This is a genomic window from Bradyrhizobium sp. Ghvi (assembly GCF_900115265.1).
In the GTDB taxonomy this organism is placed as follows: Bacteria; Pseudomonadota; Alphaproteobacteria; order Rhizobiales; family Xanthobacteraceae; genus Bradyrhizobium.
This window is the reverse complement of record NZ_FOVU01000002.1, coordinates 370154-396841: the sequence shown is the minus strand read 5'-3', so window position 1 is coordinate 396841 and position 26688 is coordinate 370154. Positions and strand designations below refer to the sequence as shown.

At 63.5% G+C, this 26688-nt stretch carries 24 protein-coding genes, 2 tRNA genes and 1 pseudogene; 20 read left to right on the top strand and 7 right to left on the bottom strand.

The features are described from left to right. Window positions 1-35: 35 nt before the first annotated feature. Complete coding sequence (locus BM374_RS08605) at window positions 36-620, bottom strand: CoA-binding protein (protein WP_092290949.1); 585 nt, start codon at window positions 618-620, stop codon at window positions 36-38. A gap of 93 nt (window positions 621-713) precedes the next feature. Then, entirely contained in the window at window positions 714-1538 is an 825-nt protein-coding gene (locus BM374_RS08600) for an enoyl-CoA hydratase (protein WP_177248181.1), read from the bottom strand. Between the two features lie 86 nt (window positions 1539-1624). On the opposite strand from BM374_RS08600, the gene BM374_RS08595 reads away from it, so the two are divergent. The 6 genes from BM374_RS08595 to BM374_RS08570 all read left to right on the top strand — a co-directional run bounded on the left by BM374_RS08595 (window position 1625) and on the right by BM374_RS08570 (window position 5299). Then, entirely contained in the window at window positions 1625-2053 is a 429-nt protein-coding gene (locus BM374_RS08595) for a PaaI family thioesterase (protein WP_092291872.1), read from the top strand. A 158-nt stretch (window positions 2054-2211) separates the two neighbouring features. Further along, window positions 2212-2676: a 50S ribosomal protein L13 gene (gene rplM / locus BM374_RS08590; RefSeq protein WP_015685724.1), complete on the top strand. Its 465-nt coding sequence runs from the start codon at window positions 2212-2214 to the stop codon at window positions 2674-2676. Between the two features lie 2 nt (window positions 2677-2678). Beyond that, window positions 2679-3161 carry a 30S ribosomal protein S9 gene (gene rpsI / locus BM374_RS08585; protein ID WP_092290945.1) on the top strand — a complete coding sequence of 161 codons (483 nt, stop codon included), beginning with the start codon at window positions 2679-2681 and terminating at the stop codon, window positions 3159-3161. A gap of 229 nt (window positions 3162-3390) precedes the next feature. Next, the gene (locus BM374_RS08580) at window positions 3391-4611 is read left to right on the top strand and encodes a GGDEF domain-containing protein (RefSeq protein ID WP_092290943.1); all 1221 of its coding nucleotides are present in this window, start codon (window positions 3391-3393) and stop codon (window positions 4609-4611) included. A 56-nt stretch (window positions 4612-4667) separates the two neighbouring features. Further along, complete coding sequence (locus BM374_RS08575; RefSeq protein ID WP_092290941.1) at window positions 4668-4904, top strand: hypothetical protein; 237 nt, start codon at window positions 4668-4670, stop codon at window positions 4902-4904. Between the two features lie 98 nt (window positions 4905-5002). After that, window positions 5003-5299, top strand: coding sequence for an antibiotic biosynthesis monooxygenase family protein (locus BM374_RS08570; protein WP_092290939.1), 297 nt, complete (start codon window positions 5003-5005; stop codon window positions 5297-5299). A gap of 5 nt (window positions 5300-5304) precedes the next feature. On the opposite strand, the gene BM374_RS08565 is transcribed toward BM374_RS08570, so the two are convergent. Further along, window positions 5305-6453, bottom strand: coding sequence for an AI-2E family transporter (locus tag BM374_RS08565; protein ID WP_092291870.1), 1149 nt, complete (start codon window positions 6451-6453; stop codon window positions 5305-5307). Between the two features lie 242 nt (window positions 6454-6695). Here BM374_RS08565 and BM374_RS08560 point away from each other — a divergent pair, with 242 nt between their 5' ends. The 4 genes from BM374_RS08560 (at window position 6696) to BM374_RS08545 (ending at window position 10684) form a co-directional block, all read left to right on the top strand. Continuing rightward, on the top strand, window positions 6696-7469 hold the full coding sequence (locus BM374_RS08560) for a gamma-glutamyl-gamma-aminobutyrate hydrolase family protein (protein WP_177248180.1): 774 nt from the start codon (window positions 6696-6698) through the stop codon (window positions 7467-7469). 99 nt (window positions 7470-7568) lie between these two features. Next, window positions 7569-8183, top strand: a complete 615-nt coding sequence (locus tag BM374_RS08555) for a hypothetical protein (RefSeq protein WP_092290937.1) — start codon at window positions 7569-7571, stop codon at window positions 8181-8183. A gap of 360 nt (window positions 8184-8543) precedes the next feature. Continuing rightward, complete coding sequence (locus tag BM374_RS08550; protein WP_092291866.1) at window positions 8544-9926, top strand: NfeD family protein; 1383 nt, start codon at window positions 8544-8546, stop codon at window positions 9924-9926. Next, on the top strand, window positions 9926-10684 hold the full coding sequence (locus tag BM374_RS08545; protein ID WP_502689419.1) for a slipin family protein: 759 nt from the start codon (window positions 9926-9928) through the stop codon (window positions 10682-10684). Before BM374_RS08550 ends, BM374_RS08545 begins: the two co-directional genes overlap by 1 nt. Window positions 10685-10774: 90 nt before the next feature. Here the strand turns inward: BM374_RS08545 and glnA are convergent, their stop codons facing one another. Both glnA and BM374_RS08535 read right to left on the bottom strand, forming a co-directional pair. Continuing rightward, window positions 10775-12184 carry a type I glutamate--ammonia ligase gene (gene glnA / locus BM374_RS08540; RefSeq protein ID WP_092290935.1) on the bottom strand — a complete coding sequence of 470 codons (1410 nt, stop codon included), beginning with the start codon at window positions 12182-12184 and terminating at the stop codon, window positions 10775-10777. Window positions 12185-12334: 150 nt separating this feature from the next. Beyond that, entirely contained in the window at window positions 12335-12673 is a 339-nt protein-coding gene (locus BM374_RS08535; protein ID WP_007603495.1) for a P-II family nitrogen regulator, read from the bottom strand. Window positions 12674-13054: 381 nt separating this feature from the next. On the opposite strand from BM374_RS08535, the gene BM374_RS08530 reads away from it, so the two are divergent. Next, window positions 13055-14554 (top strand): NAD(P)H-hydrate dehydratase, encoded by a 1500-nt coding sequence (locus tag BM374_RS08530; protein WP_092290934.1) that lies wholly within the window; start codon window positions 13055-13057, stop codon window positions 14552-14554. Further along, window positions 14554-14994 (top strand): GNAT family N-acetyltransferase, encoded by a 441-nt coding sequence (locus tag BM374_RS08525; protein WP_092290932.1) that lies wholly within the window; start codon window positions 14554-14556, stop codon window positions 14992-14994. The genes BM374_RS08530 and BM374_RS08525 overlap by 1 nt, the downstream gene beginning before the upstream one ends. A gap of 2 nt (window positions 14995-14996) precedes the next feature. Here the strand turns inward: BM374_RS08525 and BM374_RS08520 are convergent, their stop codons facing one another. Further along, window positions 14997-16301 carry a multicopper oxidase domain-containing protein gene (locus BM374_RS08520; protein ID WP_092290930.1) on the bottom strand — a complete coding sequence of 435 codons (1305 nt, stop codon included), beginning with the start codon at window positions 16299-16301 and terminating at the stop codon, window positions 14997-14999. A gap of 154 nt (window positions 16302-16455) precedes the next feature. Here BM374_RS08520 and BM374_RS08515 point away from each other — a divergent pair. The 6 genes from BM374_RS08515 (at window position 16456) to BM374_RS08490 (ending at window position 23975) form a co-directional block, all read left to right on the top strand. Beyond that, window positions 16456-16540, top strand: a tRNA-Leu gene (locus tag BM374_RS08515). 185 nt (window positions 16541-16725) lie between these two features. Then, entirely contained in the window at window positions 16726-18084 is a 1359-nt protein-coding gene (gene tig, locus BM374_RS08510) for a trigger factor (RefSeq protein ID WP_092290928.1), read from the top strand. Window positions 18085-18404: 320 nt separating this feature from the next. Next, window positions 18405-19040 carry an ATP-dependent Clp protease proteolytic subunit gene (locus tag BM374_RS08505; protein WP_057756249.1) on the top strand — a complete coding sequence of 212 codons (636 nt, stop codon included), beginning with the start codon at window positions 18405-18407 and terminating at the stop codon, window positions 19038-19040. 446 nt (window positions 19041-19486) lie between these two features. Beyond that, window positions 19487-20758 (top strand): ATP-dependent Clp protease ATP-binding subunit ClpX, encoded by a 1272-nt coding sequence (gene clpX / locus BM374_RS08500; RefSeq protein WP_018320118.1) that lies wholly within the window; start codon window positions 19487-19489, stop codon window positions 20756-20758. A 323-nt stretch (window positions 20759-21081) separates the two neighbouring features. Then, complete coding sequence (lon, locus tag BM374_RS08495) at window positions 21082-23505, top strand: endopeptidase La (RefSeq protein WP_092291862.1); 2424 nt, start codon at window positions 21082-21084, stop codon at window positions 23503-23505. Between the two features lie 65 nt (window positions 23506-23570). Then, window positions 23571-23975: a GFA family protein gene (locus tag BM374_RS08490; protein WP_092290926.1), complete on the top strand. Its 405-nt coding sequence runs from the start codon at window positions 23571-23573 to the stop codon at window positions 23973-23975. Window positions 23976-24105: 130 nt separating this feature from the next. On the opposite strand, the gene BM374_RS08485 is transcribed toward BM374_RS08490, so the two are convergent. After that, a tRNA-Val gene (locus tag BM374_RS08485) sits at window positions 24106-24182 on the bottom strand. Window positions 24183-24335: 153 nt separating this feature from the next. Here BM374_RS08485 and BM374_RS08480 point away from each other — a divergent pair. Together BM374_RS08480 and BM374_RS08475 are read left to right on the top strand one after the other, a co-directional pair. Continuing rightward, window positions 24336-25775: pseudogene (locus BM374_RS08480) on the top strand (cytochrome P450). After that, complete coding sequence (locus tag BM374_RS08475) at window positions 25775-26635, top strand: class I SAM-dependent methyltransferase (RefSeq protein WP_092290924.1); 861 nt, start codon at window positions 25775-25777, stop codon at window positions 26633-26635. The pseudogene BM374_RS08480 and the gene BM374_RS08475 overlap by 1 nt, the downstream one beginning before the upstream one ends. The last annotated feature ends 53 nt before the right edge of the window (window positions 26636-26688 follow it).

Sequence of the window (26688 nt, the reverse complement as noted above, 5' to 3'; positions counted from 1 at the left end):
TGACGCGCTCACGAAACGAATCCTTCGCGATTGTGTCAACTTTGCTCGCTCTTGTTTTTGGCCGCGCGATCCGAGGCCGCGGTGTCGCCGCCGCCGACACTCATCCGATTGAGGGATAGACGCATGCCCTGCGTCGGCGCCGGCGCACGCTTGGAGCTCAGCGTGCGCGAGTTGACACCCATCCAGGAGATTTCGGACGATAACCGCCCGTATTCGATCTTGGGGCAGCGGTTCATCACGACCTTGATACCGGCGGCTTCGGCCTTTTCCGCCGCCGCGTCGTCACGCGCGCCGAGTTGCATCCAGATGACCTTCGGCAGCGGATCGAGTGTGAGAGCTTCCTCGACGACAGGCATGATGTGGCTGGAGTTGCGGAAGATGTCGATCATGTCGACCGGACGGCCGAGATCACGCAACGAGGCAACGAAGGGCTTGCCGAGCAGGTCCTTGCCGACATGGCCGGGATTGATCGGGATCATGTCGTAGCCGCGCTGTGCCAGATATTTAAAGGCAAAATAGCTCGGCCGCACATTGACCGGCGAGGCTCCGACCATCGCGATCGACTTCACGCTGTTGAGGATGGCGCGGATGTAATTGTCGGGATAGGCGTCGTGATTCATCTTTTCTTTCCGTCATTCCGGGGCGCGCGTGAGCGCGAAATCTCGAGGTTCCGGGTTCGCGCTCGCGCGCCCCGGAATGACGAGGCTAGAGTTTCACTCATCTCGCCATGTCGGCGTGCGCTTCTCGATGAAGGCGCCGATGCCTTCCTCCGCGTCCCGCGCCATCATGTTTTCGGTCATCACCTCAGCCGCATACCGATACGCGTCTGCAAGGCTCATCTCGGCCTGGCGGTAGAACGCCTCCTTGCCGAGCTTGACGGTGTAGGCGGATTTCAACGCGACCTGTTGCGCCAGCGCAATCGCCGCGTCGCGCTCGGTGCCGGCGGCGACGACGCGATTGACGAGACCGATCTCGCGGGCGCGCGAGGCCGGGACCGGCTCGCCCGTCAGCAGCATCTCCATCGCCTGCTTGCGCGGCACGTTGCGCGACAGCGCCACCATCGGGGTCGAGCAGAACAGGCCGATGTCGACGCCGGGTGTGGCGAATTGTGCGGCTTCCGATGCGATCGCAAGATCGCAGCTGGCCACGAGCTGGCAGCCCGCCGCGGTCGCGATGCCCTGGACGGCAGCGACCACGGGCTTGGGCAGATGCACGATCGCCTGCATCATCGCGCTACAGGCATTCATCGTCTCGGCGAAGAAGGCGCGACCACGATCGGGATCAGTGCGGCGCGCGGTCAGCTCCTTCATGTCGTGACCGGCCGAGAAGGCAGGTCCGTTGGCGGCGAGCACGACGCCGCGGACCGCCTTGTCGCCGCCGATATCGTTCAGGGCGGCATGCAGGCTTGCGATCATGGCCGTCGACAAGCTGTTCCGCGCGGCTGGCCGGTTGAGGGTCAACACCGCGATGGACCCGATCATTTCGCGCAGCAGAATTGGCTGAGACGAAGAGGGGGTGCGAGCGGCCTGGCCGGACATTGGAGCGTTTCCGATTGGATTATTACAGTGAGATGATGCAGATAACCTAATGCAGCAGGCGGCGCGACGCGAGGGTGGGGAACAGCATGGCATTAGCGAAAATGAGCGTGGCGGAGCTCGAGCAGTTTCTCCGCGACGAGTTTCCCCAGGCCTTCAGCGGCGACGACATCACGATCGAGAGCGCAGACGGCCAGACCTCCCTTCTGCGCCAGCGCTACAGCGAGCGGATGCTGCGGCCGGGCGGAACCGTGTCCGGTCCAACGCTGATGGCCCTGGCCGATTTCGCCATGTACGTGGTGCTGCTCTCTGCGATCGGACCGATCGGGCTCGCCGTCACCACCAATCTCAACATCAATTTCCTTCGCAAGGGCCAGCCCGGGCAAGATGTGCTGGCGGAAGCCCGGTTGCTCAAGCTCGGTAAGCGCCTGGCGGTGGGCGAGGTGAACCTGCTATCGGGGACGTCGCCTGATCCGATCGCCCATGTCACATCGACCTATTCCATTCCAAATATTTGACCTTTTTGCAGGTAACATCGCACCTTATTTATAAGTAGATGATTTTACAGGGATAAATTCCGATGTTGGGCATTGACCATGGCGCGTCTCTTCTCTAGAAACCCGCGCAGTCCGGTGCGGTGTTCGCGCCGATATCTCCCGTCCACGGAAATTCTGACATGAAAACCTTTTCGGCAAAGCCGGCCGAGGTGACGAAGAAGTGGGTGCTGATCGACGCCAAGGGTCTGGTCGTCGGCCGTCTCGCCACCATCGTTGCCATGCGTCTGCGCGGCAAGCACCTCCCGACCTACACCCCGCACGTCGACTGCGGCGACAACGTCATCATCATCAACGCCCAGCATGCGGTCCTCACCGGCCGCAAGCGCGAGCAGAAGACCTACTACAAGCACACTGGCTATGTCGGCCACGTCAAGGAGCGCACCGCGCGCCAGATCCTCGAGGGCAAGCATCCCGAGCGCGTGCTCGAGAAGGCCGTTGAGCGCATGATCCCTCGTGGTCCACTCGGCCGCGTGCAGATGGGCAACCTTCGCGTCTATGGCGGTGCCGATCATCCGCACGAGGCCCAGACGCCCGAGAAGCTCGACATCGCCAAGTTGAACCGCAAGAACACGAGGGCCGCATAATCATGGCCGAATCCATTCAGTCGCTCGACCAGCTCTCGCAGCTCAAGACCGCTGCCGCGGCGCCCGATGCGCCCAAGCACGAGAAGAAGGTCGACAAGTTCAACCGCGCCTACGCCACCGGCAAGCGCAAGGACGCGGTCGCCCGCGTCTGGATCAAGCCCGGCGCCGGCAAGGTCACCGTCAACGCGCGCGAGGTCGAAGTCTATTTCGCCCGTCCCGTGCTGCGCATGATGATCGAGCAGCCGTTCTCCGTGGCCCAGCGTTCGGGCCAATACGACGTGATCTGCACGGTCGCCGGCGGCGGCCTGTCCGGCCAGGCTGGCGCCGTGCGTCACGGCATCTCCAAGGCTCTGACCTATTTCGAGCCGGAGCTGCGTAGCGTGCTCAAGAAGGGCGGCTTCCTCACCCGCGACTCCCGCGTGGTTGAGCGTAAGAAGTACGGCAAGGCCAAGGCCCGCCGGTCCTTCCAGTTCTCGAAGCGTTAATCGCTTCGGTCACATTCGCCGCGAAAGCGGCCTCAATGAGATGCAAAAAGGCGCTGATTTCAGCGCCTTTTTTGTTGTTCGTTTGTATGCAAATTGCGCGCGTGTTTCCCGAAAACTTGGGCTTGCGTGAAAACCTGAATGGAACTCGGCGGACATAGCGTCGTAGCTGGAAGGGCGCGCAAATCGGCTGGGCCGATCGCGTAACTGCTATGTTCAAGAGGGGGCCGACATGATGTCGCTCGATAGCATCACGCTCTATTTGGTCGCCACCATGGTCGCCGCATTGCTCGGCGCCATGATGGTGTTTTTCGGCAAGCAGGAGAACAGCCCCGCGCTGAAATGGTGGGGTACGGCCTATCTGCTCGGCGCCGCCTCCGTCGCCGTGTGGACGGCAACCGGCGACAAGCTCGGCCCGTATCTCTCTCTCGCCCTGAACGCGGTCGCCTTCGTCGCTTGCGGCATGGTGTGGAATGCCGCGCGCGTCTTCCATGGCCGCAAGCCGAATTGGCCTGGTCTCGTGCTCGGTGCGATCGCGTGGGTCGCGACGGTGATGCTGCTCGATCCCGCAGCCTCCATGCTGCGCATGGTCGTCGGCGCCGGCATCGTCTCGGTCTATGCGGCCTTGACCGCAGGCGAGCTCTGGGTCGAACGGCGCAAGAGCCTGCAACGTCGCTGGCCGGCCCTTCTCGTTCCCGTCATGCACGGCTGCGCGCTGATGCTGCCGATCGTGCTCGGCAGCTTCCTGCGCCCAAATGACGCCGGCTTCGCTACCAGCGTCTGGGTCACCGTGTTCGCGGTCGAGCTCGTGCTCTATGCCGTCGGCACCGTGTTCGTGATCTTCATGCTGGTGTCCGAGCGCACCGTCACCGCGCATCGCACCGCGGCGTCGACCGATCCACTGACCGGCATGCTCAACCGCCGCGGCTTCTCGGAAGCCTGTGCGCGAATGATCGAACGCGAGGCCAAGGGCGGCCGCCCGGTCACCGTGATGATCTTCGACATCGACCATTTCAAGTCGATCAACGATCGCTTCGGCCATCCCGCCGGCGACGAGATGCTGAGACTGTTCTCGACCGTCGTCGTCAACAATTTGCGCATTTCGGACCTGTCGGGCCGCATCGGCGGCGAGGAGTTCGCCGCGCTGCTGCCGTGTGCGCTCGAGGAGGGTGTGCTGGTCGCCGAACGCGTCCGCGAGGCCTTCGAGACCTCAGGCGTCGTGGTCGAAGAAGGCCCGGTCGACACCACCGTCAGCATCGGCGTGGCCGGCGGTCCGGCGGGCACCGAACTCGAGGTGTTGTTGGCTTCGGCCGACACTGCGCTCTACCAGGCCAAGCGCGGCGGCCGTAACCGCGTCGAGGCGGCGGAGGAGCTGCCGCTGTCGCTCGAGAACTGGCGCCGCCAGAGCGCCGCGCGCATCGGTGTTTCCAAGACACGACCGGCCACAGCCTGAACGAACGGCCGTCGCGGTAATCTTCTGTTTACCATTCGGTTCCTACCATCGCGGTTATGGAATCGATCCGTCGACAGAACCCGCAGGCTGCCCTGATGTCGCTCGAAGCGCACGCCGCTTCGGCGCGCGGTGGCTTCGCCTGCCTGTTCTCGACCGCGGACGAGTACGAGACGGCGCTCATTGCCGAGCGCCGCGCTCAGGGGCGCTACATCAAGAGCCGCAGCTATTGGCCGATCGCGTTGTTTGTCGGTTGCGGGCTCGTCGTCGCGGGCACCGTGCTGCTGTTCGCCTGAGAGCGCGGCACTTTCGGCCGGGCAGGGCGCCGTTTCGGCGCCTTTTTCTTTGGGCCGCTCTGCGGTAGACACGGCCATCAAACAAAGGGTGGAAACCAATGATCACCGAGATCGCACAAATTGACATCAAGCCGGGCAGCGAGAATGACTTTGAGGCTGCCGTCGCCAAGGCCAAGGCGGCCTTCGGCCGCTCCAAGGGCTTTCACGGTTTCGAGCTGCACAAGTCCATCGAGAAGCCGCAGCGCTACCGGCTGATGGTGAAATGGGCGACACTGGAGAACCACACGGTCGATTTCCGCGGCTCGGAGAATTTCACCGAGTGGCGCGGGCTTGTCGGCCAGTATTTTGCCGCGCCTCCGGAGGTCGAGCACACCGAGACCGTGCTGACGACCTGATCCGGTCAGGCCGCCTTCCCGAGGGGCGCCTCATACGTCTTGAAATGATCGATCATGACTTTGGCGATGGCGACGAGTGGCAGCGCCAGCGCCAGGCCCCAGATGCCGAAAACGACTCCGAGCAGGATCTGAAACGCGAACAGCGTGGCCGGCGGGATATCCAGCGCCTGGCGCTGGAGCAGCGGCGTCAGCACGTAGCTCTCCATTGCGTGCACGCCGAGGAACAGGATCAGCGCCGATAGCGCCGGGATCCAGCCCGAGGCGAGGCTCGCCAACACCACGACGACGCCGGCGATGATGGCGCCGACGGTCGGGATGAAGGCGAGCAGGCCGGCCTGGATCCCCAGGATGAACGAGCCGGGGATGCCGATGATCGCAAGCCCGATCCAGGTGACGACGCCGACCGCGAGCATGACGATGATCTGCGCGATCAGCCAGCGCTCCAGCGTCTCGCCGATACGGTCGATGATCAGGGTCGCGCGGAGGCGATGCTTCGCTGGCGCGAGAAACAACAGGCCATCGTGATAGACGCTGGGCTGCGCGGCAAAGGACAGGCCCAAAAACAGAACGATGAAGATATTTCCCACGCCGTGGATGGTGCCGAGCAGCAGCTTGAAAGTCTGGCTCACGATCGCTCCTCCGCTGGAGGCCAGCGCGCCAGCGCCGGGCAAGGGACCGCGCGGGGGCGTTGCGGGCGAAGGCGTTGCGGCCGACGGCGGATTGGCCGTGGCGTCAGATGCACCGTTGCCAAAATCGAAGAAGCTGGTGTCGATCCCGTGGTTATCCAGGAAGGACTTCACATTGCCGATCTGCGACTTGATGGTGTTGCTGAGCAGCGAGGCCTGCTCGGCTATCGTCGCGCCGCCGAGATAGGCCGCTCCTGCAAGCAGCACGGCAAGCACGGCGCAGACGATCGCGAGCCGCAGGGCATGCGGCAGCCGGACATGGCGACCCAGCGCGGCAGTCAGCGCGTTGAGCCCGAGGCCGAGCAGCATACCCGTGAAGATCAGGAGCAGGGTGGCGGCAAAGTACCAGGTGAAGACCAGTGCCGCGGTGAAGAGCACGACGGCGATGCCACCAACGGCAATGGCCCAAGCCACGTCTCGAGCCAGATCGGAGCGGGTCTGGGGCTGTTCATCTCTGGAGGCGGTCACATCTTGTCCTTTTCGGCGCGGGCCGGACGCACTCTTTCGTGAAATCGGACGGGGGATCAAGCCGGGGCCGTGCGCCAGATTGAGGCGCTCGCGGCCGCCTGAGGTCAAGGCTGCCGGCGCGCGGGGCCTTAGAAGAGGATTTGCGCAAAAATAGCATTGCCGTCCCGCGATCCCCACTGTTGAATTTGTTCCATCCGAGGGGCATCTTTGGAGAATCTTCTTGCGGGAGGTCGGAACGGGAGATGAGAAAGCCGGTCGTCGGCGTGATCGGGAACGCCCATCGCGTCGAAAATCGATTTCAGGTCCAGATGGTCGGCGAGCGCAATTTGCGCGCCGTGGCTGAGGTCTCCGGCGGCCTGCCGCTGATGTTCGCGGGCTCGCCTGATATCACCGACATCACCGCACTGCTCGATACGGTCGACGGCATCGTGCTTACGGGGGCCCGGGCCAACGTGCATCCGACCCGCTTCAACGTCGATCCCTGCGAGAAGCACGAGCCTTACGACATCCACCGCGACGAGGTCGCGCTGGCGCTTTCGGTCGCCTGCGTGTCTCGCGGCATTCCGCTGTTCGGCATCTGCCGGGGGCTGCAGGAGATGAACGTCGCGTTCGGCGGATCGCTGCACCCCGAGATCCGCGAAATCCCTGGCCGCATGAACCACCGCATGCCGAGACTCGAGAATGGCGAGATCCATCCCGACCCGACCGTCGTGTTCGCCGACCGTCATGACGTCGACCTCACGCCGGGCGGCGCGTTTGCCAAGCTGCTTGGCTGCGAGAAAATCCGGGTCAATTCACTGCACGGGCAGGGCATTCTCGATCCCGGCAAGCGCGTGCTGATCGAAGGCGTAGCCGAGGACGGTACCATCGAGGCGATCCGCATCGCGGAGGCGCCGACTTTCGCGCTCGGTGTGCAATGGCACGCCGAATATGATCCCCAGCGCAATCCGATCAATCGCAAGCTGTTCGAGGCTTTTGGCGCGGCGATGGTGGCGAAGCAGAAGGCGGCGGCGTAGGCCAAGCCTCGTCGCTCTGACCTCATCGTCGGGGAATTGTGCCGAGCGGACGTCGCGCGTTAGGCTCCAGACTGAATCGTCCGGTTTGGAATCAACTCGATGTCTCGCAGCGTCGCCCTCGCGGCTCTTGTCCTGTTCGCGTCTCCCGCATTCGCCCAGACCACCCCGCCGCAGGAAGGCGCGATCACCTGCGCCTCGCCGGTGTCATCTGATGATACGGAGCGGACCCTGAAGCAGCGGTACGGGAAGGAAGCAGCTGTGCAGGAGCTTTCGGGCGCGGAAGGTGAGACCTACGAGGGCGTCGTGTTATTTCCGAACGCCAACGACCGGCGGCTCGAGGTCGCCATTGCGGAAGACAAATCGAAGCGCGTCTCTGGCGTGACGCTGCGCGACGGCGCCAAGATGAGCAAATGGAACGTCAATGGCATCAGTATCGGATCAAGCCTCGCCGACGTACAAAAGGCCAACGGCAAACCGTTCATGGTGGCCGGCTTCGAATGGGACTATGGCGGCTTCGTCACCGACTGGAAGGGCGGCACGCTCGGCCACCCGATGCAGGGCGGCTGCACCGTGACGATCCGCTTCGACAGGAAGTCCGCCGCGCCGAAGTCGCTGCTGGGCGACCGCGTGAACGTCGCCTCCGACAATGCGACGCTGGTGAAATGGGCGCCGGTCGTGGCGGAGATCGGGGTGAATTTTCCGGCGAGTAAGTGAGCGCCGAACTGTGCTCGCGGTATCTCCAGCGAAATAAATCAATCGGTAGGAATTGCTGAGTTTCGATTTTTACGATTCCGATTCGTTCTTTGAGAACGAAATGGAGTCAGACGCGGAACGTAACTGGACCAGTGGCGTACTTTAGCCGGCGAGGCCAGCGCTCTCTGAAAGTGAAAGCCACTCCTTTCGGAGCGCCTTTTCCCGATGCGTCCTGTTGAGGCCGCTCGGCCCGAACAGCACATGACCGGCTGCTGAAGCTTCGCTCCCGTCCATTGCATCGCACAATCGCAAATGTCGTCGACGTGCCTCGCTTGAGGTTTGGGAGACGACCACCACATCTCAGGCAAGGGAGCCCTTGCCGTGCAGATCATGAAGGCGGCCCTCATAGCGGCGGTCGGCGTCGTCGCTCTCGCTCTCTGCCTCCTTCCCAGTGCGGCGGAGGAGAGCAGCCGTCTTGCACTCATCGTCACGATCGACGGAGCCATCGGGCCTGCGTCGGCGAGCTATGTGAAGGAGGCCTTGACTACGGCAGCGGCGCGTCGCGCCGAGGTCGTGATTCTGAAAATGAACACGCCGGGCGGACTCAACTCAAGCATGCGGGAGATCATCGCGGATGTGCTTGGCTCGTCCGTTCCGGTCGTGGGATACGTCGCGCCCTCGGGCGCTCATGCGGCGAGCGCGGGAACCTACATCCTCTATGCAACCCACATCGCGGCGATGGCGCCCGGCACCAATATCGGTGCCGCGACACCGGTGCAGATTGGCGGTCCGCTCCCGGGCTTGCCGAGCGGCACACCCGACAAGGATAGCAAGGACAAGACGGCCGAGTCGAAGGACCCGATGACGGCAAAGGTGACGAACGATGCCGTCGCTTTCATCCGCAGCCTCGCCGAGTTGCGCAATCGCAACGCCGATTGGGCCGAGAAAGCGGTCCGTGAAGCCGCCACGCTCTCGGCCAACGGCGCGTTGCAGGAAAAGGTCATCGATCTCGTCGCGCGCGATCAGGCTGAATTGCTCAGACAGATCGATGGTCACGTGGTCGAGGTCGCAGGCGGCAAGGCACAGCGGCTTGCGACGCAGAACGTCGTGGCCGAAGCCGTCGACCCCGGATGGATCTCTCGATTTCTGGCTGTCATCACCGATCCCAACGTTGCCTTCATTCTCCTGATGGTCGGCGTTTACGGGCTCATCTTCGAGTTCGTGTCACCCGGTGCGGTCGCGCCGGGAGTGGTTGGGACGATCTGCCTGTTGGTCGGCCTCTATGCCCTCAACATGCTGCCGATCAACTATGCCGGTCTCGGCCTGATGCTGGTTGGGATCGCGCTTCTCGCCGTCGAGGCCTTTAGCCCGACCGTGGTGGTCGGTCTTGGCGGCGTCGTCGCCTTCATTCTGGGAGCGCTCATGCTGGTCCGGGTCGAGGCGCCAGGCTATCGGCTATCATGGTCGGTCATCGCCGTCGTCGCAGCGATGTTCATCGGCTTTGTTCTAGTCGTGCTCGGCACGATTCGGCGCGCCCGCAGCGCCCCGGCCCGGGTCGGCGCGCAAGCCATGCGCGGTCTGTCCGCCGAGGTCCTCGACTGGAACGAGGCCGAGGGCCACGTCTTTACGAACGGCGAACGCTGGCAGGCGCGTGGCGCCGGCACCTTCAGGCCCGGCGAGCGTGTCGAGGTCGCCAACATCGTCGATTTGACGCTGGTGGTCCGGCGTCCGGACCCGGCCGGCGGCGAGGGAGGACAACGCTGATGATTGAATATTCGATCTATGCGGTGCTTGCGCTGCTTGTCGTCATGTTTCTCACCCAGGCGGTTCGTATCCTCAGGGAATACGAGCGCGGCGTCGTTTTCACGCTCGGCCGCTTCACCGGGGTGAAGGGGCCGGGCCTCGTCATCCTCGTTCCGGTGGTGCAGCAGCTCGTCAAGGTCGATCTCAGGGTGATGGTGCAGGTGGTGCCGCCACAGGACGTGATCTCGCGCGACAACGTCTCGGTCAAGGTCAACGCCGTCCTCTATTTCCGTATCGTCGATCCCGAGCGCGCCATCATCAAGGTCGGCGACTACATGGCCGCGACCAGTCAGCTTGCCCAAACCACGCTGCGCTCGGTGCTCGGCAAGCACGATCTCGACGAGATGCTGGCCGAACGCGACAAGCTGAACGCCGACATCCAGGAGATCCTGGACAAGCAGACCGACGTCTGGGGCATCAAGGTGACCGGAATCGAGATCAAGGACATCGACATTAACGAAACCATGGTGCGCGCGATCGCCAAGCAGGCCGAAGCAGAGCGCTTGCGGCGCGCCAAGGTGATCAACGCGATGGGCGAGCAGCAGGCCGCCGAAAAGCTCGTTGAGGCCGGCCGCGTCCTCGCGCAGGAGCCGCAGGCGATGCAGCTGCGTTATTTCGCGGCTTTGCACGACATCGCAGGCGAGCGGTCGTCCACCGTCGTCTTCCCGCTGCCGACGGGCTTGCTCGATCATTTGATCTCGCGCCGTGAGCCGACGTAACGAAGAATGGAGGATGGCGATCCTACGAATTTAAAACGAAAGGCGCCCCTCGCGGAGCGCCTTTTGCTTGTCGCATGAGGTTCGAGCCGCTTAGCCCGAATAGTACATCTCGAACTCGACCGGGTGCGGGGTCATCTCGAAGCGGGCGACTTCGGTCATCTTCAGCTCGATGTAAGCGTCGATGAAGTCGTCGTCGAACACGCCGCCGTTCTTGAGGAAGCCGCGGTCCTTGTCGAGGTTTTCCAGCGCCTCGCGGAGCGAGCCGCAGACGGTCGGGATCTGCTTCAGCTCTTCCTTCGGAAGGTCGTAGAGGTCCTTGTCCATCGCCGGACCCGGATCGATCTTGTTCTTGATGCCGTCGAGGCCCGCCATCAGCATCGCGGCGAAGCCAAGATAGGGATTGGCCATCGGATCGGGGAAGCGCACCTCGACACGCTTGGCCTTCGGCGAAGCGGTGTAGGGGATGCGGCAGGAGGCCGAACGATTGCGCGCGGAGTAGGCGAGCAGCACGGGGGCCTCATAGCCCGGGACCAGACGCTTGTAGGAGTTGGTCGACGGGTTGGTGAAGGCGTTGATCGCCTTGGCGTGCTTGATGATGCCACCGATGTAATGGAGGCAGGTCTCCGACAGGTCGGCGTACTTGTTGCCTGCGAACACCGGCTTGCCGTCCTTCCAGATCGACTGGTGCACGTGCATGCCCGAGCCGTTGTCGCCATAGACCGGCTTCGGCATGAAGGTGGCGGTCTTGCCGTAGATATGCGCGACCTGGTGGATGCAGTACTTGTAGATCTGCATGTGGTCGGCCATCAGCGTCAGCGTGTCGAACTTCATGCCGAGTTCATGCTGGGCGGAAGCGACTTCGTGATGGTGCTTCTCGACCTTGACGCCCATCTTGGCCATGGCGCCCAGCATCTCGGAGCGCATGTCCTGCACGGAGTCCTGCGGGGGAACGGGGAAATAGCCGCTCTTGGTGCGGACGCGGTGGCCGAGATTGCCGCCCTCATATTCGGTGTCGGAGTTGATCGGCAGCTCCGAGGAGTCGAGCCGGAAACCGGTCTTGTAGGGATCGGACGAATAACGCACGTCGTCGAACACGAAGAACTCGGCTTCGGGGCCGACGAACACGCTGTCACCCACGCCCATCGACTTCACCATGGCTTCGGCCTTCTTGGCGATGCCGCGGGGGTCGCGATTGTAGGGCTCGCCAGTGGTCGGCTCGAGCACGTCGCAGGTGATGACCATGGTGGTCTCGGCGAAGAACGGATCGATCGTCGCGGTCACCGGATCGGGCATCAGGCACATGTCGGACTCGTTGATCGCCTTCCAGCCGGCGATCGAGGAGCCGTCGAACATCGTTCCTTCGGCGAAAATGTCCTCATCGATCATGCTGACGTCGAACGTCACGTGCTGCCACTTGCCGCGCGGATCGGTGAAGCGCAGGTCGACGTATTTGACGTCGTTGTCCTTGATCGATTTCAGGACGTCTTTGGCGGTCTTCATGCATACCCCTTTTGGCTCTGCGGGTCGGTTTCCAGATGAGCAGATTCGTTCTCGCTTTCGGCGAGTTGGCGCAACCGCACAAACGAAATCAGGCCGCCGAAGCAGCCTTTTTTCTTTCAGAGTGTCGCAAAATGCGGGATAGCACCCGGCTCAGATAGCGTCCAGCCCGGATTCGCCGGTTCGGATGCGGATCGCCTCTTCGATGTTGGAGACGAAAATCTTGCCGTCGCCGATGCGCCCGGTTTGCGCGGCGCGGCGGATCGCATCGATCGCGCGCTCCACCAGGTCGTCGCCGATCACGATCTCGATCTTCACCTTCGGCAGGAAGTCGACGATGTATTCTGCGCCGCGATAGAGTTCGGCGTGGCCCTTCTGGCGGCCAAAGCCCTTGGCCTCGGTGACGGTGATGCCCTGAAGGCCGACTTCCTGAAGCGCTTCCTTTACCTCGTCGAGCTTGAACGGCTTGATGATGGCTTCGATTTTCTTCACTGCGCGCCTCCCGGCCTTTCGATCAAATAGCAACGTCTTCGTCAGGATGCGCTTTTCTTAACGCACGATCTTGTCTTCGCTAATGCCGGGACCTGACAAGCCCGGCATCGACGGCCGGTCATACCCAGAAGATGTCAGTGAGCACGACGAACCGAAGCGACTTCCTCGAAAGCAGGGTCTATGCCAAGTTGCAAATGCCCTGATTATCGGAGCGTTATCAGCCTTTTAACGAGCATCTCTGATAGGTTGAGCCGGTCGGCTCAAAATACCGCAGACTACGAAATAGGCAAACGGTTCAATATCTGTGCAAACAGTTGTTCCGGAGGCTTGGATCGGCACGAAACGTGCCTGTTGAAAAGGCGTTTGGACCAGGGAAGTGGCATGGAAGTTCTAACCACCGCCGAGATGCAGCGGGCTGATCAACTCAGCATCACAGCCGGCACACCCGGCTTCAAGCTGATGCTGAGCGCCGGCCAGGCGGTCGCGGAAGCTGCCCACGCGTTGGCGGAGGAGGGGCCGATCCTGATCGTCGCCGGTCCCGGCAATAATGGCGGTGACGGTTTTGTCGCAGCCGCCGAGCTCGCCGCGCAAGGGCGCGAGGTCTCGGTGATCCTGATGTGCGAGCGCGATCATCTCCATGGCGATGCCGCGTCCGCCGCGCGCGGCTGGAAGCATCCGGTGCTGCCGTTCAATCCACAGGCGATCGGAAAACCTGCACTGATCATCGATGCCCTGTTCGGCGCGGGTCTCAGCCGCAGCGTCGACGCCGAGGCCCGCGAGATGATCGAGGCGATCAATGCCAACGGTGCGCCGGTGCTGGCCGTCGATTTGCCGAGCGGCATCAACGGCACCAGCGCGGCCGTGATGGGGGTGGCGGTGAATGCCGCCGAGACCGTCACCTTCTTCCGCAAGAAGCCCGCGCATTTGCTGCTGCCCGGACGAATGCATTGCGGCCGCGTGCGCGTGGCCGATATCGGCATCGACGCACAGGTGCTCGACGAGATCGCGCCGCAGATCTTCGAGAATGATCCGGATTACTGGGGCGCCGCTTTCCCCGTGCCGCGCATCGACGGGCACAAATATGCACGCGGCCATGTGCTGGCGGTGTCAGGCGATGCCGCCGCGACCGGGGCTGCGCGGCTCGCCGCCCGCGGCAGCTTGCGTGCCGGCGCCGGGCTCGTGACGCTCGCAACCCCGCGCGATGCGCTCGCGATCAACGCGGCCGCGCTGACGGCCGTGATGGTTCGCCCCGTTGACACCGCGGTGGAGTTCGGTGAACTGCTTGCTGACAAACGCTACAACACCTGCATGATCGGTCCGGGCGCCGGCGTCGGCGAACGCACCTGTGACATGGTGCACACCGCTCTCACTGCGCAACGGCATCTGGTGCTGGATGCTGATGCGCTGACGAGCTTTGCCGCCAAGCCGGAGCGGCTGTTTGAATCGATCAAGTCCTCGCAAGATAATGCCGTTGTGCTGACGCCGCATGAGGGCGAATTTCCGCGGCTGTTCTCCGACCTCAGCAACAAGACGCCGGGCCGTTCGAAGCTGGAGCGCGTGCGCGCCGCCGCCGAACGCTCCGGCGCCGTCGTGCTGCTGAAGGGGCCGGATACCACCGTCGCCGCGCCTGACGGCCGTGCCACCATCGCCGCCAATGCGCCGCCCTGGCTGGCGACCGCCGGCGCGGGCGATGTGCTTGCCGGCATCATTGCCGGGCTCTTGGCGCAGGGTGTTCCGGCATTCGAAGCCGCCAGCGTCGGCGTCTGGATGCACGGCGAAGCCGCGAGCGAAGCAGGGCCGGGGCTGATCGCGGAGGATCTCACCGAAACGCTGCCGGCCGTGCACCGGCGGATCTATAATGCGCTCGGGATCGAGTACTGATGCTGAGGCCCCTCGCGCTCACCGATATGGACGCGGCGGCGCAGGTCCATCGCCTCGCGTTCGATCACGCGATGCCGTGGCTCGCCGGGCTGCACACGCCGCACCAGGATCGCTGGTTCTACCGCGAGCGCGTCTTTCCAACCTGTCACGTCTGGGGGCATTTTGACGGCGTTGAGCTGAGCGGGATCATCGCCTTCCGTGACGGTTGGATCGAGCAGCTCTACGTCCGTCCAAACGCACATGGCCGCGGCATCGGCACCCAACTCCTCAATCTCGCCAAAGGCGCCAACGAGCGGCTCGAGCTCTGGACCTTCCAGCGCAACGCGCCGGCGCGACGCTTCTACGAGGCGCGCGGGTTCACGTTGGCCGAGCAGGACGACGGAGCGCGGAACGAGGAGAAGGAGCCTGATGCGCGCTACGTTTGGGCCCGCGCCGGCTGAGTTCATTCCACTCCGTACCAGCGCACCAACCGCGGTGCGGCCCAATCGGTTACGACCGACTCGATCAGCCATCGTCCGGGCGAGGTCGCGGCGAAGGCAATGCGCTGGATCTGGCCGGGTTCGATGGCGAGCGTGTCGAGCCAGTAGGGCTTCCAGCCGTCGTCGAGCCGGTCGAGCAGGCGGAAATAATGGCCGTGCAGGTGGAAGACGGTGGTCGCAGGGGCGGGGTTCCTGACGGCCAGCACGACGGTCCGGCCGGCCCTGGCCCGGAACGCCGGCGCCGAGGCAGTGGAGAAATTGGCCGTCCGGGTCCAACCGGCTTCAGTTGCGCCGAGCGCGACATCGAACCGCAAGGCGCCTTTCAGGTCGAGCTTTTCAGGAAGATCATTCGACGGGAGTGGCTGTGGCGGCGGCAGCGGTGCGCGCCGCTCCAGCGTGCCGGAGACGGCGAGGCGCCCGATCGGACGTGCCTCCTTGCCATCATGCAGCACCAACGCAGCCGATGTGGCCGCATCCACAAAGGCGTCGGCGCGAGCGCCGGGAGCCAGGACCAGGGCGCCGTTGCGCGCCGGGAAGGGCTCGGCGGGCTGGCCGTCCAGCGCCATCACCTGGACCTCGTGGCTTTCCAATTTGATCGCCAGAACAGAGCGTTGCGACCCGTTGATGAAGCGCAGCCGCAGCCGCTCGCCGGCCGCGGCTGAGAGTTCGAATGAAGTCCGGCCGTTCAGCGTGTAGAGCGGGGTCGCATCTTTGGGATCTTGGCCCGGCGGAATCGCGGTGCCATCCGGCCGGACGCGCCATTCCTCGATTAGCAAAATCTCGTCACGATCGACCGCGACTGACCTGATCTCGGCGGCGATGATCGCCAGTGGGCGCGCGGGCGCTTTCAGACGGTCCTCAAAGAGGCGGAAGTCGGCTACTAGGGTCCCGGCGTTTGGTATTGAAATGATTGATATTTCGGTTGCATCCGGAGCGGCAGGCGCGCGCCCTCGCAAGGGATCGGCCACCTCAGCGCCATTGAGGCCGTACCAGACCGGCGCAAGTGGCACAGGCAGGGCGTTCCGGAAGGTCACCTCGCAGCGGTCAAAGCGCTTGAGATGAACGTTGCCGAGGTGACTTACGGCGGCCAGTTCCCAGACTGGTGTAGGAGGCTGATCTGGCCTCAGAGCGAGGGTCGCGGGCCGGGCCTGGAGGGCGAGCTGGGTGGTCACGGCCGGAGTTGGGCCACCGCCAAGCAGGCCCGCGGCGGAGGCCGTTAGGCCGGCCAAAACGTCACGGCGAGACGGGGCAAAGATCCGCGGTTTCATGGCCCGATCCGGACCACGCTGCGCTGGATAAGTCCAGCCATCATGCCTACTTGAAGCCTGCCTCCATCAGGCCATTTTTTTGCTGCGAACAGTCGGGCACATGCTATAAGCCCGGCCGCCCGCGGCATCGCGGCCGGTCTTGATGCAAATTCACGCGGGCGTGGCGGAACTGGTAGACGCGCTGGATTTAGGTTCCAGTGACGAAAGTTGTGGGGGTTCGAGTCCCTCCGCCCGCACCAAGCGCTTATCGCGTTTGCACGGATTACCGAAGGGCCACGCTCAGCGCGGATGTCTGTCCGTCTGGAGCGCGGCTCTGATGAACCCACCGGCGCAGGGGCGTTAGCCTTCGCGCGCCGGACCGATTGATGACAGCGTCCCGACGCGGATAGCGTGCCGGGACCGAACGAAAAGAAGATTGGACGCCATGCAGGTCACAGAAACCCTCTCGGAAGGCTTGAAGCACGAGTTCAAGATCAACGTTCCCGCGTCTGATCTCGACGCAAAGGCCGGCGCCAAGCTCGTCGACCTCAAGGACAAGGTGCGCCTCAATGGCTTCCGTCCCGGCAAGGTGCCCGTCACCCACCTGAAGAAGGTCTATGGCCGCTCCGTGATGGCCGAGACCATCGACCAGACCATCCGCGATACCAATACCCAGCTGTTCTCCGAGCGCGGCTTCAAGCTCGCGACCGAACCGAAGATCACCATGCCGACCGAAAAGGCCGAGGTCGAGGAGCTGCTGAACGGCAAGTCCGACCTGACCTACACGGTCGCGATCGAAGTGGTACCGGCCATCGCGCTCGCCGACTTCAAGACCTTCCAGGTCGAGAAGCCTGTCGCCGAGGTGTCCGATTCGGACGTCGACGAGGCGATCAAGCGCATCGCCGACAGCAACCGGACCTATGCCGCCAAGGGTGAGGGCGCCAAGGCCGCCTCCGCTGACCGCGTCACCATCAACTTCAAGGGTACCATCAACGGCGAAGCCTTCGAGGGCGGCACCGGCGAGGGCATCCAGGTCGTGATCGGCTCCAACACCTTCATCCCGGGCTTCGAGGAGCAGCTCATCGGGATCGGCGCGAACGAGACGCGCACGCTGAAGGTCTCGTTCCCCAAGAACTACATGAGCGAGAAGCTCGCCGGCCAGCCGGCCGAGTTCGAGACCACCGCGACGCTGATCGAGGCGCCGCAGGACATCGCGATCGACGACGAGTTCGCCAAGACACTCGGCCTGGAATCGCTGGACAAGCTCAAGGAAGCCGCGCGCGAGCGGCTCGCGGCCGAGTACGCCGGTGCGACACGCCAGCGCGTCAAGCGCGCGCTGCTCGATCGTCTCGACGAAGCCCATCGCTTCGAGGCGCCGCCCTCGCTGGTCGACGAGGAGTTCAATCTGATGTGGAACTCGGTCAAGGCCGAGATGGATTCCGCCGGCAAGACCTTTGCCGACGAGGACACCACCGAGGAAAAGGCCAGGGAAGAGTACCGCAAGATCGCCGACCGCCGCGTGCGTCTTGGTCTCGTGCTCTCCGAGATCGGCGAGAAGAACAAGATCACCGTGACCGACGACGAGGTCGGCCGCGCGGTGATCGAGCGTGCGCGCCAGATGCCCGGCCGCGAGAAGGAAGTCTGGGACTATTACCGCAACAATGCCCAGGCGCTGGCCCAGCTTCGTGCGCCGATCTACGAGGATAAGGTGGTCGATTTCATCCTCGAACTCGCCAATGTGACCGAGAAGAAGGTCTCGCGCGAGGACCTCTACAAGGACGACGAGGAAAAGACTGAAGCCTGAAGGCTTTGAGCAATCCTTCCTTGAGAAAGCCTTCTATTAAGGATGATCAGCGAGCAGGCCCAGCTAGCCAGATGGCCGGCTGGGCCTGTTTGCGAGAATCAGCTTCAAGTGCCCCAAAGGGCCGATCGATTAAGCGTTAATTCGCTCCGCACTTGTCTGGCGCGAATTGGGCTATATCTGTCGGTACCTACGCGTTCTACCGCTACCCACTTCCTGCATCACGGGACGTCCATCGGCCTTCCGGCACATCCAGTCCGACTGGCAGCCAAGAAACTGCAGCCAAGACTGGCGATGTCCGCCTCTAAAACCCTAGGTGACTCATGCGCGATCCGGTTGAAACCTACATGAACCTCGTGCCCATGGTGGTCGAGCAGACCAACCGTGGCGAGCGCGCCTACGACATTTTCTCGCGCCTGCTGAAGGAGCGTATCATCTTCGTGACCGGTCCGGTCGAAGACGGCATGTCGACGCTGATCGTCGCGCAACTGCTGTTCCTCGAGGCGGAAAATCCGAAGAAGGAAATCTCGATGTATATCAACTCGCCGGGCGGCGTGGTGACATCGGGCCTTGCGATCTACGACACCATGCAGTTCATCCGCCCGCCGGTCTCGACGCTGTGCACGGGCCAGGCTGCCTCGATGGGCTCGCTGTTGCTCGCTGCAGGCGAGAAGGACATGCGTTTCTCGCTGCCGAACGCACGCATCATGGTGCACCAGCCTTCCGGCGGCTTCCAGGGTCAGGCCACAGACATCATGCTGCACGCGCAGGAAATCCTGAACCTGAAGAAGCGTCTCAACGAGATCTACGTGAAGCACACCGGCCAGACCTACAAGTCGATCGAGGACGCGCTGGAACGCGACAAGTTCCTGACTGCCAACGACGCCAAGGAGTTCGGCCTGGTTGACAAGGTCATCGACAAGCGCGCCGAAGAGGCCGCGCCGGCGAAGACCCCGTAGCACTACCGGACTGCAACATTGATCCCCGGATTATGCGGGATCGTCAGCGCGGCGTTCACGTTAAGAACGCGTTCGCAGCGGCGCAAAAAGCCATTTGCGCCCTACGGCAGGCAGAAAGTTCCGCTTTCGTGCTTGTTTTTCGTGGCAATCCAGCAACGCCGGGGCGATTTCGGTCACTTCGCCCGTGCCAAGACGTGAAATCACGGTATTGTCACGGGTAGCCGGCGGCCCCCCGATTAGCGAATTCTTGATAGTCGGGTGACAGCATGGTTGGCTACGAATGATGGGCTATGATCGCGGAGAATCGAGTGACCGTGATTCGCACGGGATGTAACGCGTAGGGTCTTTTTTGGTACGGAATTTGCTCTACTTAAGCTGCATACCGGCCTTCGTGTCGGAATGGAGCGATCGAGCGGAACGGGATCGAACCGCGGACGGAGACATGAATGAGTAAAGTCGGCACGAGCGACTCCAAGAACACGCTATATTGCTCGTTCTGCGGCAAGAGCCAGCACGAAGTTCGCAAACTGATCGCGGGTCCCACGGTCTTCATCTGCGACGAATGCGTCGAGCTCTGCATGGACATCATCCGCGAGGAGAACAAGTCCTCGCTGGTCAAGTCGCGCGACGGCATTCCGACGCCGAAGGAAATCTGCAAGGTCCTGGACGATTACGTCATCGGCCAGAGCCATGCCAAGAAGGTCCTGTCGGTCGCGGTGCACAACCACTACAAGCGCCTCAACCACCAGACCAAGCACAACGACGTCGAGCTCGCGAAGTCGAACATTCTGCTGATCGGCCCAACCGGTTCGGGCAAGACGCTGCTCGCGCAGACGCTCGCCCGCATCCTGGACGTGCCGTTTACGATGGCTGATGCGACCACGCTGACCGAAGCCGGCTATGTCGGTGAGGACGTCGAGAACATCATCCTGAAGCTGCTGCAGGCCGCCGACTACAACGTCGAGCGCGCCCAGCGCGGCATCGTCTACATCGACGAAATCGACAAGATCAGCCGCAAGTCCGACAATCCCTCGATCACGCGTGACGTGTCGGGTGAGGGCGTGCAGCAGGCGCTGCTGAAGATCATGGAAGGCACGGTGGCTTCGGTCCCGCCGCAGGGCGGTCGCAAGCATCCGCAGCAGGAATTCCTGCAGGTGGACACCACCAACATCCTGTTCATCTGCGGCGGCGCGTTCGCCGGCCTCGAGAAAATCATCTCGGCACGCGGTCGGTCGACCTCGATCGGTTTCGCGGCCCAGGTGATGGCGCCGGAAGACCGCCGCACCGGCGAGATCTTCCGTCACGTCGAGCCTGAGGATCTCCTGAAGTACGGCCTCATCCCCGAGTTCGTCGGCCGTCTGCCCGTCGTCGCGACGCTCGAGGATCTCGACGAGACTTCGCTGAAGAAGATCCTGACCGAGCCGAAGAACGCGCTGGTGAAACAGTACCAGCGGCTGTTCGAGATGGAGAACATCGAGCTGACCTTCGCCGATGAGGCGCTTGGCGCGGTCGCCCGAAAGGCGATCGAGCGCAAGACCGGCGCGCGCGGGCTGCGTTCGATCCTCGAGGCCATCCTGCTCGAGACCATGTTCGACCTGCCGGGCCTGGAAGGTGTGGAAGAAGTGGTGATTTCCCGCGAAGTCGTGGAAGGCACCGCCCGCCCGCTCTACATCTACGCCGATCGGAGCGATCGCGCTGTCGAGAACGCCAGCGCCTGATTTCCGGGCGCTGGAACGCTTCCTGTCGTCTTTCACGGTAGCGGCTGCGGACACGTTCTCCGCAGCCGCTGTTGCGTCGCTTACACGTTGCGTAAGCGCCTGATGGCGCGCGTTTTTCAATGACTTGACACCCCCCGGGTCGATAGCCACCTAATGTCGGCGGCGAGCGAGAATTCCCTTCAAGATTCGCCTCAGTTCCGATCCGGCAAGCCCAGTCCAACCTGCGAATGGTAGGCCGGTCTTGTGGATCACCTCGGCACCTTGTGGCGGTTGCGCACCAGATGCGGGCTGCGTGCGAGGGGGCAAAGCAAAAGGAAAAGGCCATGTCTAATCCAAAACCCCGGCCAACCATCGTCCATGGCGAGGCGCACGCTTATCCCGTGCTGCCGCTGCGCGATATCGTCGTCTTCCCGCACATGATCGTTCCGCTCTTCGTCGGTCGCGAGAAGTCGATCCGCGCACTCGAAGAGGTGATGAAGAACGACGCGCTGATCATGCTCGCGACGCAGAAGAACGCGTCCGACGATGATCCGGCTCCGGATGCCATTTACGAGACCGGTACGCTTGCCAGCGTGCTGCAGCTCTTGAAGCTTCCCGATGGCACCGTGAAGGTGCTGGTCGAGGGGCTCGAGCGTGCGCGTGTGTCAAAATACACCGATCGCGCCGACTATTATGAAGCCACCGCCGTTGCGCTCGCCGACACCGATGCAAAATCGGTCGAGGCCGAAGCGCTGGCGCGCTCGGTCGTGTCCGACTTCGAGAGCTACGTGAAGCTCAACAAGAAGATTTCGGCCGAGGTCGTCGGCGTCGTGCAGGCGATCACCGATTTCGCCAAGCTCGCCGACACCGTCGCTTCGCATCTCGCCGTCAAGATCGCGGACCGGCAGGGCATCCTGGAGACGCTGTCCGTCACCACGCGCCTGGAGAAGGTGCTGGGCCTGATGGAGAGCGAGATCTCGGTGCTGCAAGTCGAGAAGCGGATTCGTTCTCGGGTCAAACGGCAGATGGAGAAGACCCAGCGCGAGTATTATCTCAACGAGCAGATGAAGGCGATCCAGAAGGAACTCGGCGACGACGACGGTCGCGACGAGCTCGCCGATCTCGAAGAGAAGATATCCAAGACCAAGCTCTCCAAGGAAGCGCGCGACAAGGCGCAGCATGAATTGAAGAAGCTGCGCCAGATGTCGCCGATGTCGGCGGAAGCGACCGTCGTGCGCAACTATCTGGATTGGCTGCTGTCGATCCCGTGGAACAAGAAGTCCAAGGTGAAGAAGGACCTGGAGCAGGCACAGGCCATCCTGGATTCCGATCACTATGGGCTCGAGAAGGTCAAGGAACGCATCGTCGAGTATCTCGCCGTGCAGTCGCGTGCCAACAAGCTGACGGGCCCGATCCTGTGCCTCGTCGGACCTCCTGGCGTCGGCAAGACCTCGCTCGGCAAGTCGATCGCGAAGGCGACGGGGCGCGAGTTCGTGCGCGTGTCGCTCGGCGGCGTGCGCGACGAGGCCGAGATCCGCGGTCACCGCCGCACCTATATCGGCTCCATGCCGGGCAAGATCATCCAGTCGATGCGGAAGGCGAAGTCGTCCAATCCGCTATTCCTGCTGGACGAGATCGACAAGATGGGCGCCGATTTCCGCGGCGATCCGTCCTCGGCCCTGCTCGAGGTTCTCGACCCCGAGCAGAACGGGACGTTCGCTGACCACTATCTGGAAGTCGATTACGATCTGTCGAACGTCATGTTCATCACGACCGCGAATACCCTCAATATTCCGGGCCCGCTGATGGACCGCATGGAGATCATCCGGATCGCCGGGTACACCGAGAACGAGAAGGTCGAGATCGCGCGCAAGCACCTGATCCCGAACGCGGTGTCCAAGCACGGCCTGGACTCCAAGGAGTTCTCGATCGACGACGATGCGCTGCTGCTTCTGATCCGCCGCTACACCCGCGAAGCGGGCGTGCGCAACCTGGAGCGTGAGCTCTCCACGCTCGCCCGCAAGGCGGTGAAGGAGCTGATGATCTCCAAGAAGAAGTCGGTCAAGGTCACCGAGAAGACTCTGGAAGAGTTGCTCGGCGTGCCGAAGTACCGCTTCGGCGAGATCGAGAGCGAGCCGCAGGTCGGTATCGTCACGGGGCTTGCCTGGACCGATGTCGGCGGCGAGCTGCTGACGATCGAAGGCGTCATGATGCCCGGCAAGGGCAAGATGACGGTGACGGGCAATTTGCGCGACGTGATGAAGGAGTCGATCTCGGCGGCGGCGTCCTACGTCCGCTCGCGTGCGATCAATTACGGCGTCGAGCCGCCGTTGTTCGACCGGCGCGACATCCACGTGCACGTGCCTGAGGGCGCGACGCCGAAGGATGGTCCGTCGGCGGGCGTCGCCATGGCCACCGCGATCATCTCGGTCATGACCGGCATTCCGGTTCGCCACGATGTCGCGATGACCGGCGAGATCACGCTGCGCGGCCGCGTGCTGCCGATCGGCGGTCTGAAGGAGAAGCTGCTCGCTGCTGCCCGCGGCGGCATCAAGACGGTGCTGATCCCCGAGGACAACGCCAAGGATCTCACGGAGATTTCCGATGCGATCAAGGGCGGTATGGAGATCATTCCGGTCTCGCGCCTCGACGACGTCGTCGCCAAGGCGCTGGTGAAGAAGCCGGTGCCGATCGTCTGGGAAGAGGACACCAAGGTGACGGTGAAGCCGGACGGTGACGAAGCCGCCGGCGGCCTGACCGCCCACTGAGATCGCAATCCGAAAAGATGATAAAACGGCGCCTTCGGGCGCCGTTTTTGTTTTGGGAGCGGACGATGCAGGTTGACGGACAGTGCCATTGCGGACAGATCGCTTTTGCGGCCGAGATCGACCCCGAGGCGATCTCGGTGTGCCACTGCACCGATTGCCAGAGCTTGACCGGCTCGCCGTTCCGCGTGACGGCCATCTGCTCCAAAGCCGATGTTCGCGTGACGGCAGGCGTGCCCAAGGTCTACGGCAAGCGCGGCGACAGCGGCCGGATGCGTTTCCAGCACTTCTGCGCCGATTGCGGTTCCCCGCTGTTCACCAGCGGCGAGGGCGACCAGGCTGACGATTGGGGTATCCGCTGGGGCTCGATCCGCCAGCGCGACCAATTGCGGCCAAACCGACAGATTTGGTGTCAGTCGGCCGCGGTGTGGATCGATACGGTCCCGCTGCTGCCGGGAAGACCAGGGGATTGAGGGCGCGCGAAGCTCGCCACGAAAAGCCCGCCTTCGCCAAACGGCTTCGGCGCGGCAGTCTTCGCCAGCTTCGCGCCAATGAGCACCTAGGCTGGCTTGCCGAGCCGTAGCCCGCGAAGCGGGCGAAGGCTGGTGGGCGGTCACGGATTCGAACCGCGGACCCTCTCGGTGTAAACGAGATGCTCTAACCAGCTGAGCTAACCGCCCCACGGCGCCTCTTTAGCCCTGCCGCCTGTGAATGGGCAAGGGCGTAACGATCGATTCAGCCGCTCCGCGGCGGGCGGTCATGGGAGCGGCCGGGAACCCCAGCCGAGTCTGGGCTTTATTGCATAATATTCCCGGGTGTCTGTCGCCGGCCCCATGCCCGATTTTGAGCCAGAAATTTCCGAAAGCTATCGGCCGCCGGCCCCGCTTCCGCCGGAGAGTCGGCTGCGTTGGATTCGCCTGTTGGCGACCCTGAAGCGCAATCCCCTGGAATGCTGGAGTGCGGAGTTTTTCCGCGAACCGATCGCCAGGGTCAGGCTGCCGTTTGCCGACGCGCTTCTGGTGCACGATCCTGCGGCCATCAGGCGCGTGCTGGTCGACAATGCCGGCAACTACCGCAAGGACCCGATCCAGCGCCGCATCCTGGCGAACGGTCTCGCCGACGGGCTCTTGAGCGTCGAGGACGCGCGCTGGGAGGCGCAGCGGCGCATGCTCGCGCCTCTGTTTGCGCGACGCACGGTGACGACATTCACGGGAGCGATGCTCACAGCCGTCGACCGCTTGACGGAGCGGTGGCGCAATCTGGGCCGGGCGGCTGCCGTCGACGTCGCCGCAGAGATGGCGTTGCTGACGCTCAACGTGCTCGCGCTCACCATTTTCTCCGACGGCATTGCAGGCGACTATGACGAATTCCGCGACGCGATGAACGCCTATTTCGCGGCGATCGGGCGGATCGGCGTGCTCGATCTTCTCGGTGTGCCGCAATCGGTGCCGCGTCCCGGAGGGGGCCGCCTGCGGCGGACCATGAGCTATTTCGAGGGCATCATCGACCGGATCATCGAGGCACGTCGCGATCGGCTGGCAGCCACGCCGGCCGGCGAAATCCCCTCCGATCTACTGACGCTGCTGTTGCGTGCGCTCGACCCTTCGACCGGGCAATCGATGTCGCTCAGCGAAGTGCGCTCCAACATCCTCACTTTCCTGTCGGCCGGCCACGAGACCACGGCGAACGCGCTGAGCTGGTCGATCTTTCTGCTGTCGCAGTCGCCCGACTGGCGCGCCCGCGTGCGGGAGGAGGCCGCGCGCGAGCTCGCAGGTCCCCTCGAAGGCCTCGCCGACCGGCTGGTGGTGACGCGGGCGGTGGTCGAGGAAGCGCTCCGGCTCTACCCCCCGATCGCGGCGTTGAGCCGGATGGCAAAGGGCCCGGATCTGCTCGGCGGCGCCCCGGTCGAGCCGCGCACGCTGATCGTGATCGCGCCGTATGTGCTGCATCGGCACCTGCTGCTGTGGGACCAGCCCGGTACCTTCGATCCGTCGCGCTTCTTGCCGGAGTAGCGCGGCAGGATCGGGCGATTCACCTATCTACCCTTCGGCGTCGGCCCGCGCATCTGCATTGGCGCCTCCTTCGCCTTGCAGGAGGCCACGATTGCGCTTGCCGCACTTACCCGGCGCTTCGATGCCGAGCTCCTGCCCGATGCCAAAGTTTGGCCCTCGCAAAAAATTACGCTACGACCGGAGCACGGCTTGCCGATGCGCGTGACGCCGCGCGACTGCGACGAGCGGCCGGTGTTGCGAGATGAGAAAAAGAGGGCTTGATGGAATCGCCGAGCGGACACGAGCAAAACGCCGATCAGATCGCTTATTGGAACGGCCCGAGCGGGCAGCGTTGGGCCGATCGCCACGCCGCGCAGGAGAGCCTGCTCGGCCCCATCGCCGACGTGCTGATCGCGCGCGCCCGGCCGAAGCCCGGTGAGCGCGTTCTCGATGTCGGCTGCGGCTCGGGGGCGACGACCTTTGCCTTCGCGAAGGCGGTGGCGCCTGGCGGGTTTGCGCTCGGCCTCGATGTGTCCGAGCCGATGCTGTCGCAGGCGCGGGCGTTTGCGCCGAAGGGGCTGCCGCTGGATTTCGTGCTGGCGGATGCGACGGTCTATCCGTTCGAGCCCGATAGCTTTGACCTGCTTGCTTCGCGTTTCGGCGTGATGTTCTTCGCCGATCCCATCGCGTCCTTCACCAATCTTCGCCGTGCGCTGAAGCCGACGGGGCGGCTCGCTTTTGTCTGCTGGCGAGAGCCGAAGGAAAATCCGTGGATGATGGCGCCGCTCGCGGCGGTCTACAAGCACGTGCCGAAGATGCCGCCGGTCGGGCCGGAGGAGCCGGGTCCGTTCGCGTTTGCGTCCGAGGAACGCGTCACGCGTATCCTCAAGGGCGCAGGTTTCGTCGAAGTCGCGATGGAGCCGCACAATCTTCCCATGGACATCGCCATCGGCGGTGGCCTCGACGCCGCCGTCGACGGTTCACTCCAGATCGGCCCGGCCAGCCGCGCGCTCCAGGGCCATCCGCCAGAGACGTATGAGGCCGCCAAAGCGTCGATCCGCGAGACGCTCGCCCCGTTCGTGAAGGGCCAGAGCGTGGCGCTGCAGGGCGCGATCTGGATCGTGACGGCGAGGGCGGGGTAGGGCGCGACGCTCCATCCACCGTCATTGCGAGGAGCTCTTGCGACGAAGCAATC

Excerpts from the sequence above, each read along its gene's own strand:
- BM374_RS08605 (WP_092290949.1), bottom strand. The coding sequence starts at position 620 with ATGAATCACGACGCCTATCCCGACAATTACATCCGCGCCATCCTCAAC.
- BM374_RS08600 (WP_177248181.1), bottom strand. The coding sequence starts at position 1,538 with ATGTCCGGCCAGGCCGCTCGCACCCCCTCTTCGTCTCAGCCAATTCTG.
- BM374_RS08595 (WP_092291872.1), top strand. The coding sequence starts at position 1,625 with ATGGCATTAGCGAAAATGAGCGTGGCGGAGCTCGAGCAGTTTCTCCGC.
- rplM (WP_015685724.1), top strand. The coding sequence starts at position 2,212 with ATGAAAACCTTTTCGGCAAAGCCGGCCGAGGTGACGAAGAAGTGGGTG.
- rpsI (WP_092290945.1), top strand. The coding sequence starts at position 2,679 with ATGGCCGAATCCATTCAGTCGCTCGACCAGCTCTCGCAGCTCAAGACC.
- BM374_RS08580 (WP_092290943.1), top strand. The coding sequence starts at position 3,391 with ATGATGTCGCTCGATAGCATCACGCTCTATTTGGTCGCCACCATGGTC.
- BM374_RS08575 (WP_092290941.1), top strand. The coding sequence starts at position 4,668 with ATGGAATCGATCCGTCGACAGAACCCGCAGGCTGCCCTGATGTCGCTC.
- BM374_RS08570 (WP_092290939.1), top strand. The coding sequence starts at position 5,003 with ATGATCACCGAGATCGCACAAATTGACATCAAGCCGGGCAGCGAGAAT.
- BM374_RS08560 (WP_177248180.1), top strand. The coding sequence starts at position 6,696 with ATGAGAAAGCCGGTCGTCGGCGTGATCGGGAACGCCCATCGCGTCGAA.
- BM374_RS08555 (WP_092290937.1), top strand. The coding sequence starts at position 7,569 with ATGTCTCGCAGCGTCGCCCTCGCGGCTCTTGTCCTGTTCGCGTCTCCC.
- BM374_RS08545 (WP_502689419.1), top strand. The coding sequence starts at position 9,926 with ATGATTGAATATTCGATCTATGCGGTGCTTGCGCTGCTTGTCGTCATG.
- glnA (WP_092290935.1), bottom strand. The coding sequence starts at position 12,184 with ATGAAGACCGCCAAAGACGTCCTGAAATCGATCAAGGACAACGACGTC.
- BM374_RS08530 (WP_092290934.1), top strand. The coding sequence starts at position 13,055 with ATGGAAGTTCTAACCACCGCCGAGATGCAGCGGGCTGATCAACTCAGC.
- BM374_RS08525 (WP_092290932.1), top strand. The coding sequence starts at position 14,554 with ATGCTGAGGCCCCTCGCGCTCACCGATATGGACGCGGCGGCGCAGGTC.
- BM374_RS08520 (WP_092290930.1), bottom strand. The coding sequence starts at position 16,301 with ATGAAACCGCGGATCTTTGCCCCGTCTCGCCGTGACGTTTTGGCCGGC.
- tig (WP_092290928.1), top strand. The coding sequence starts at position 16,726 with ATGCAGGTCACAGAAACCCTCTCGGAAGGCTTGAAGCACGAGTTCAAG.
- BM374_RS08505 (WP_057756249.1), top strand. The coding sequence starts at position 18,405 with ATGCGCGATCCGGTTGAAACCTACATGAACCTCGTGCCCATGGTGGTC.
- clpX (WP_018320118.1), top strand. The coding sequence starts at position 19,487 with ATGAGTAAAGTCGGCACGAGCGACTCCAAGAACACGCTATATTGCTCG.
- lon (WP_092291862.1), top strand. The coding sequence starts at position 21,082 with ATGTCTAATCCAAAACCCCGGCCAACCATCGTCCATGGCGAGGCGCAC.
- BM374_RS08490 (WP_092290926.1), top strand. The coding sequence starts at position 23,571 with ATGCAGGTTGACGGACAGTGCCATTGCGGACAGATCGCTTTTGCGGCC.
- BM374_RS08475 (WP_092290924.1), top strand. The coding sequence starts at position 25,775 with ATGGAATCGCCGAGCGGACACGAGCAAAACGCCGATCAGATCGCTTAT.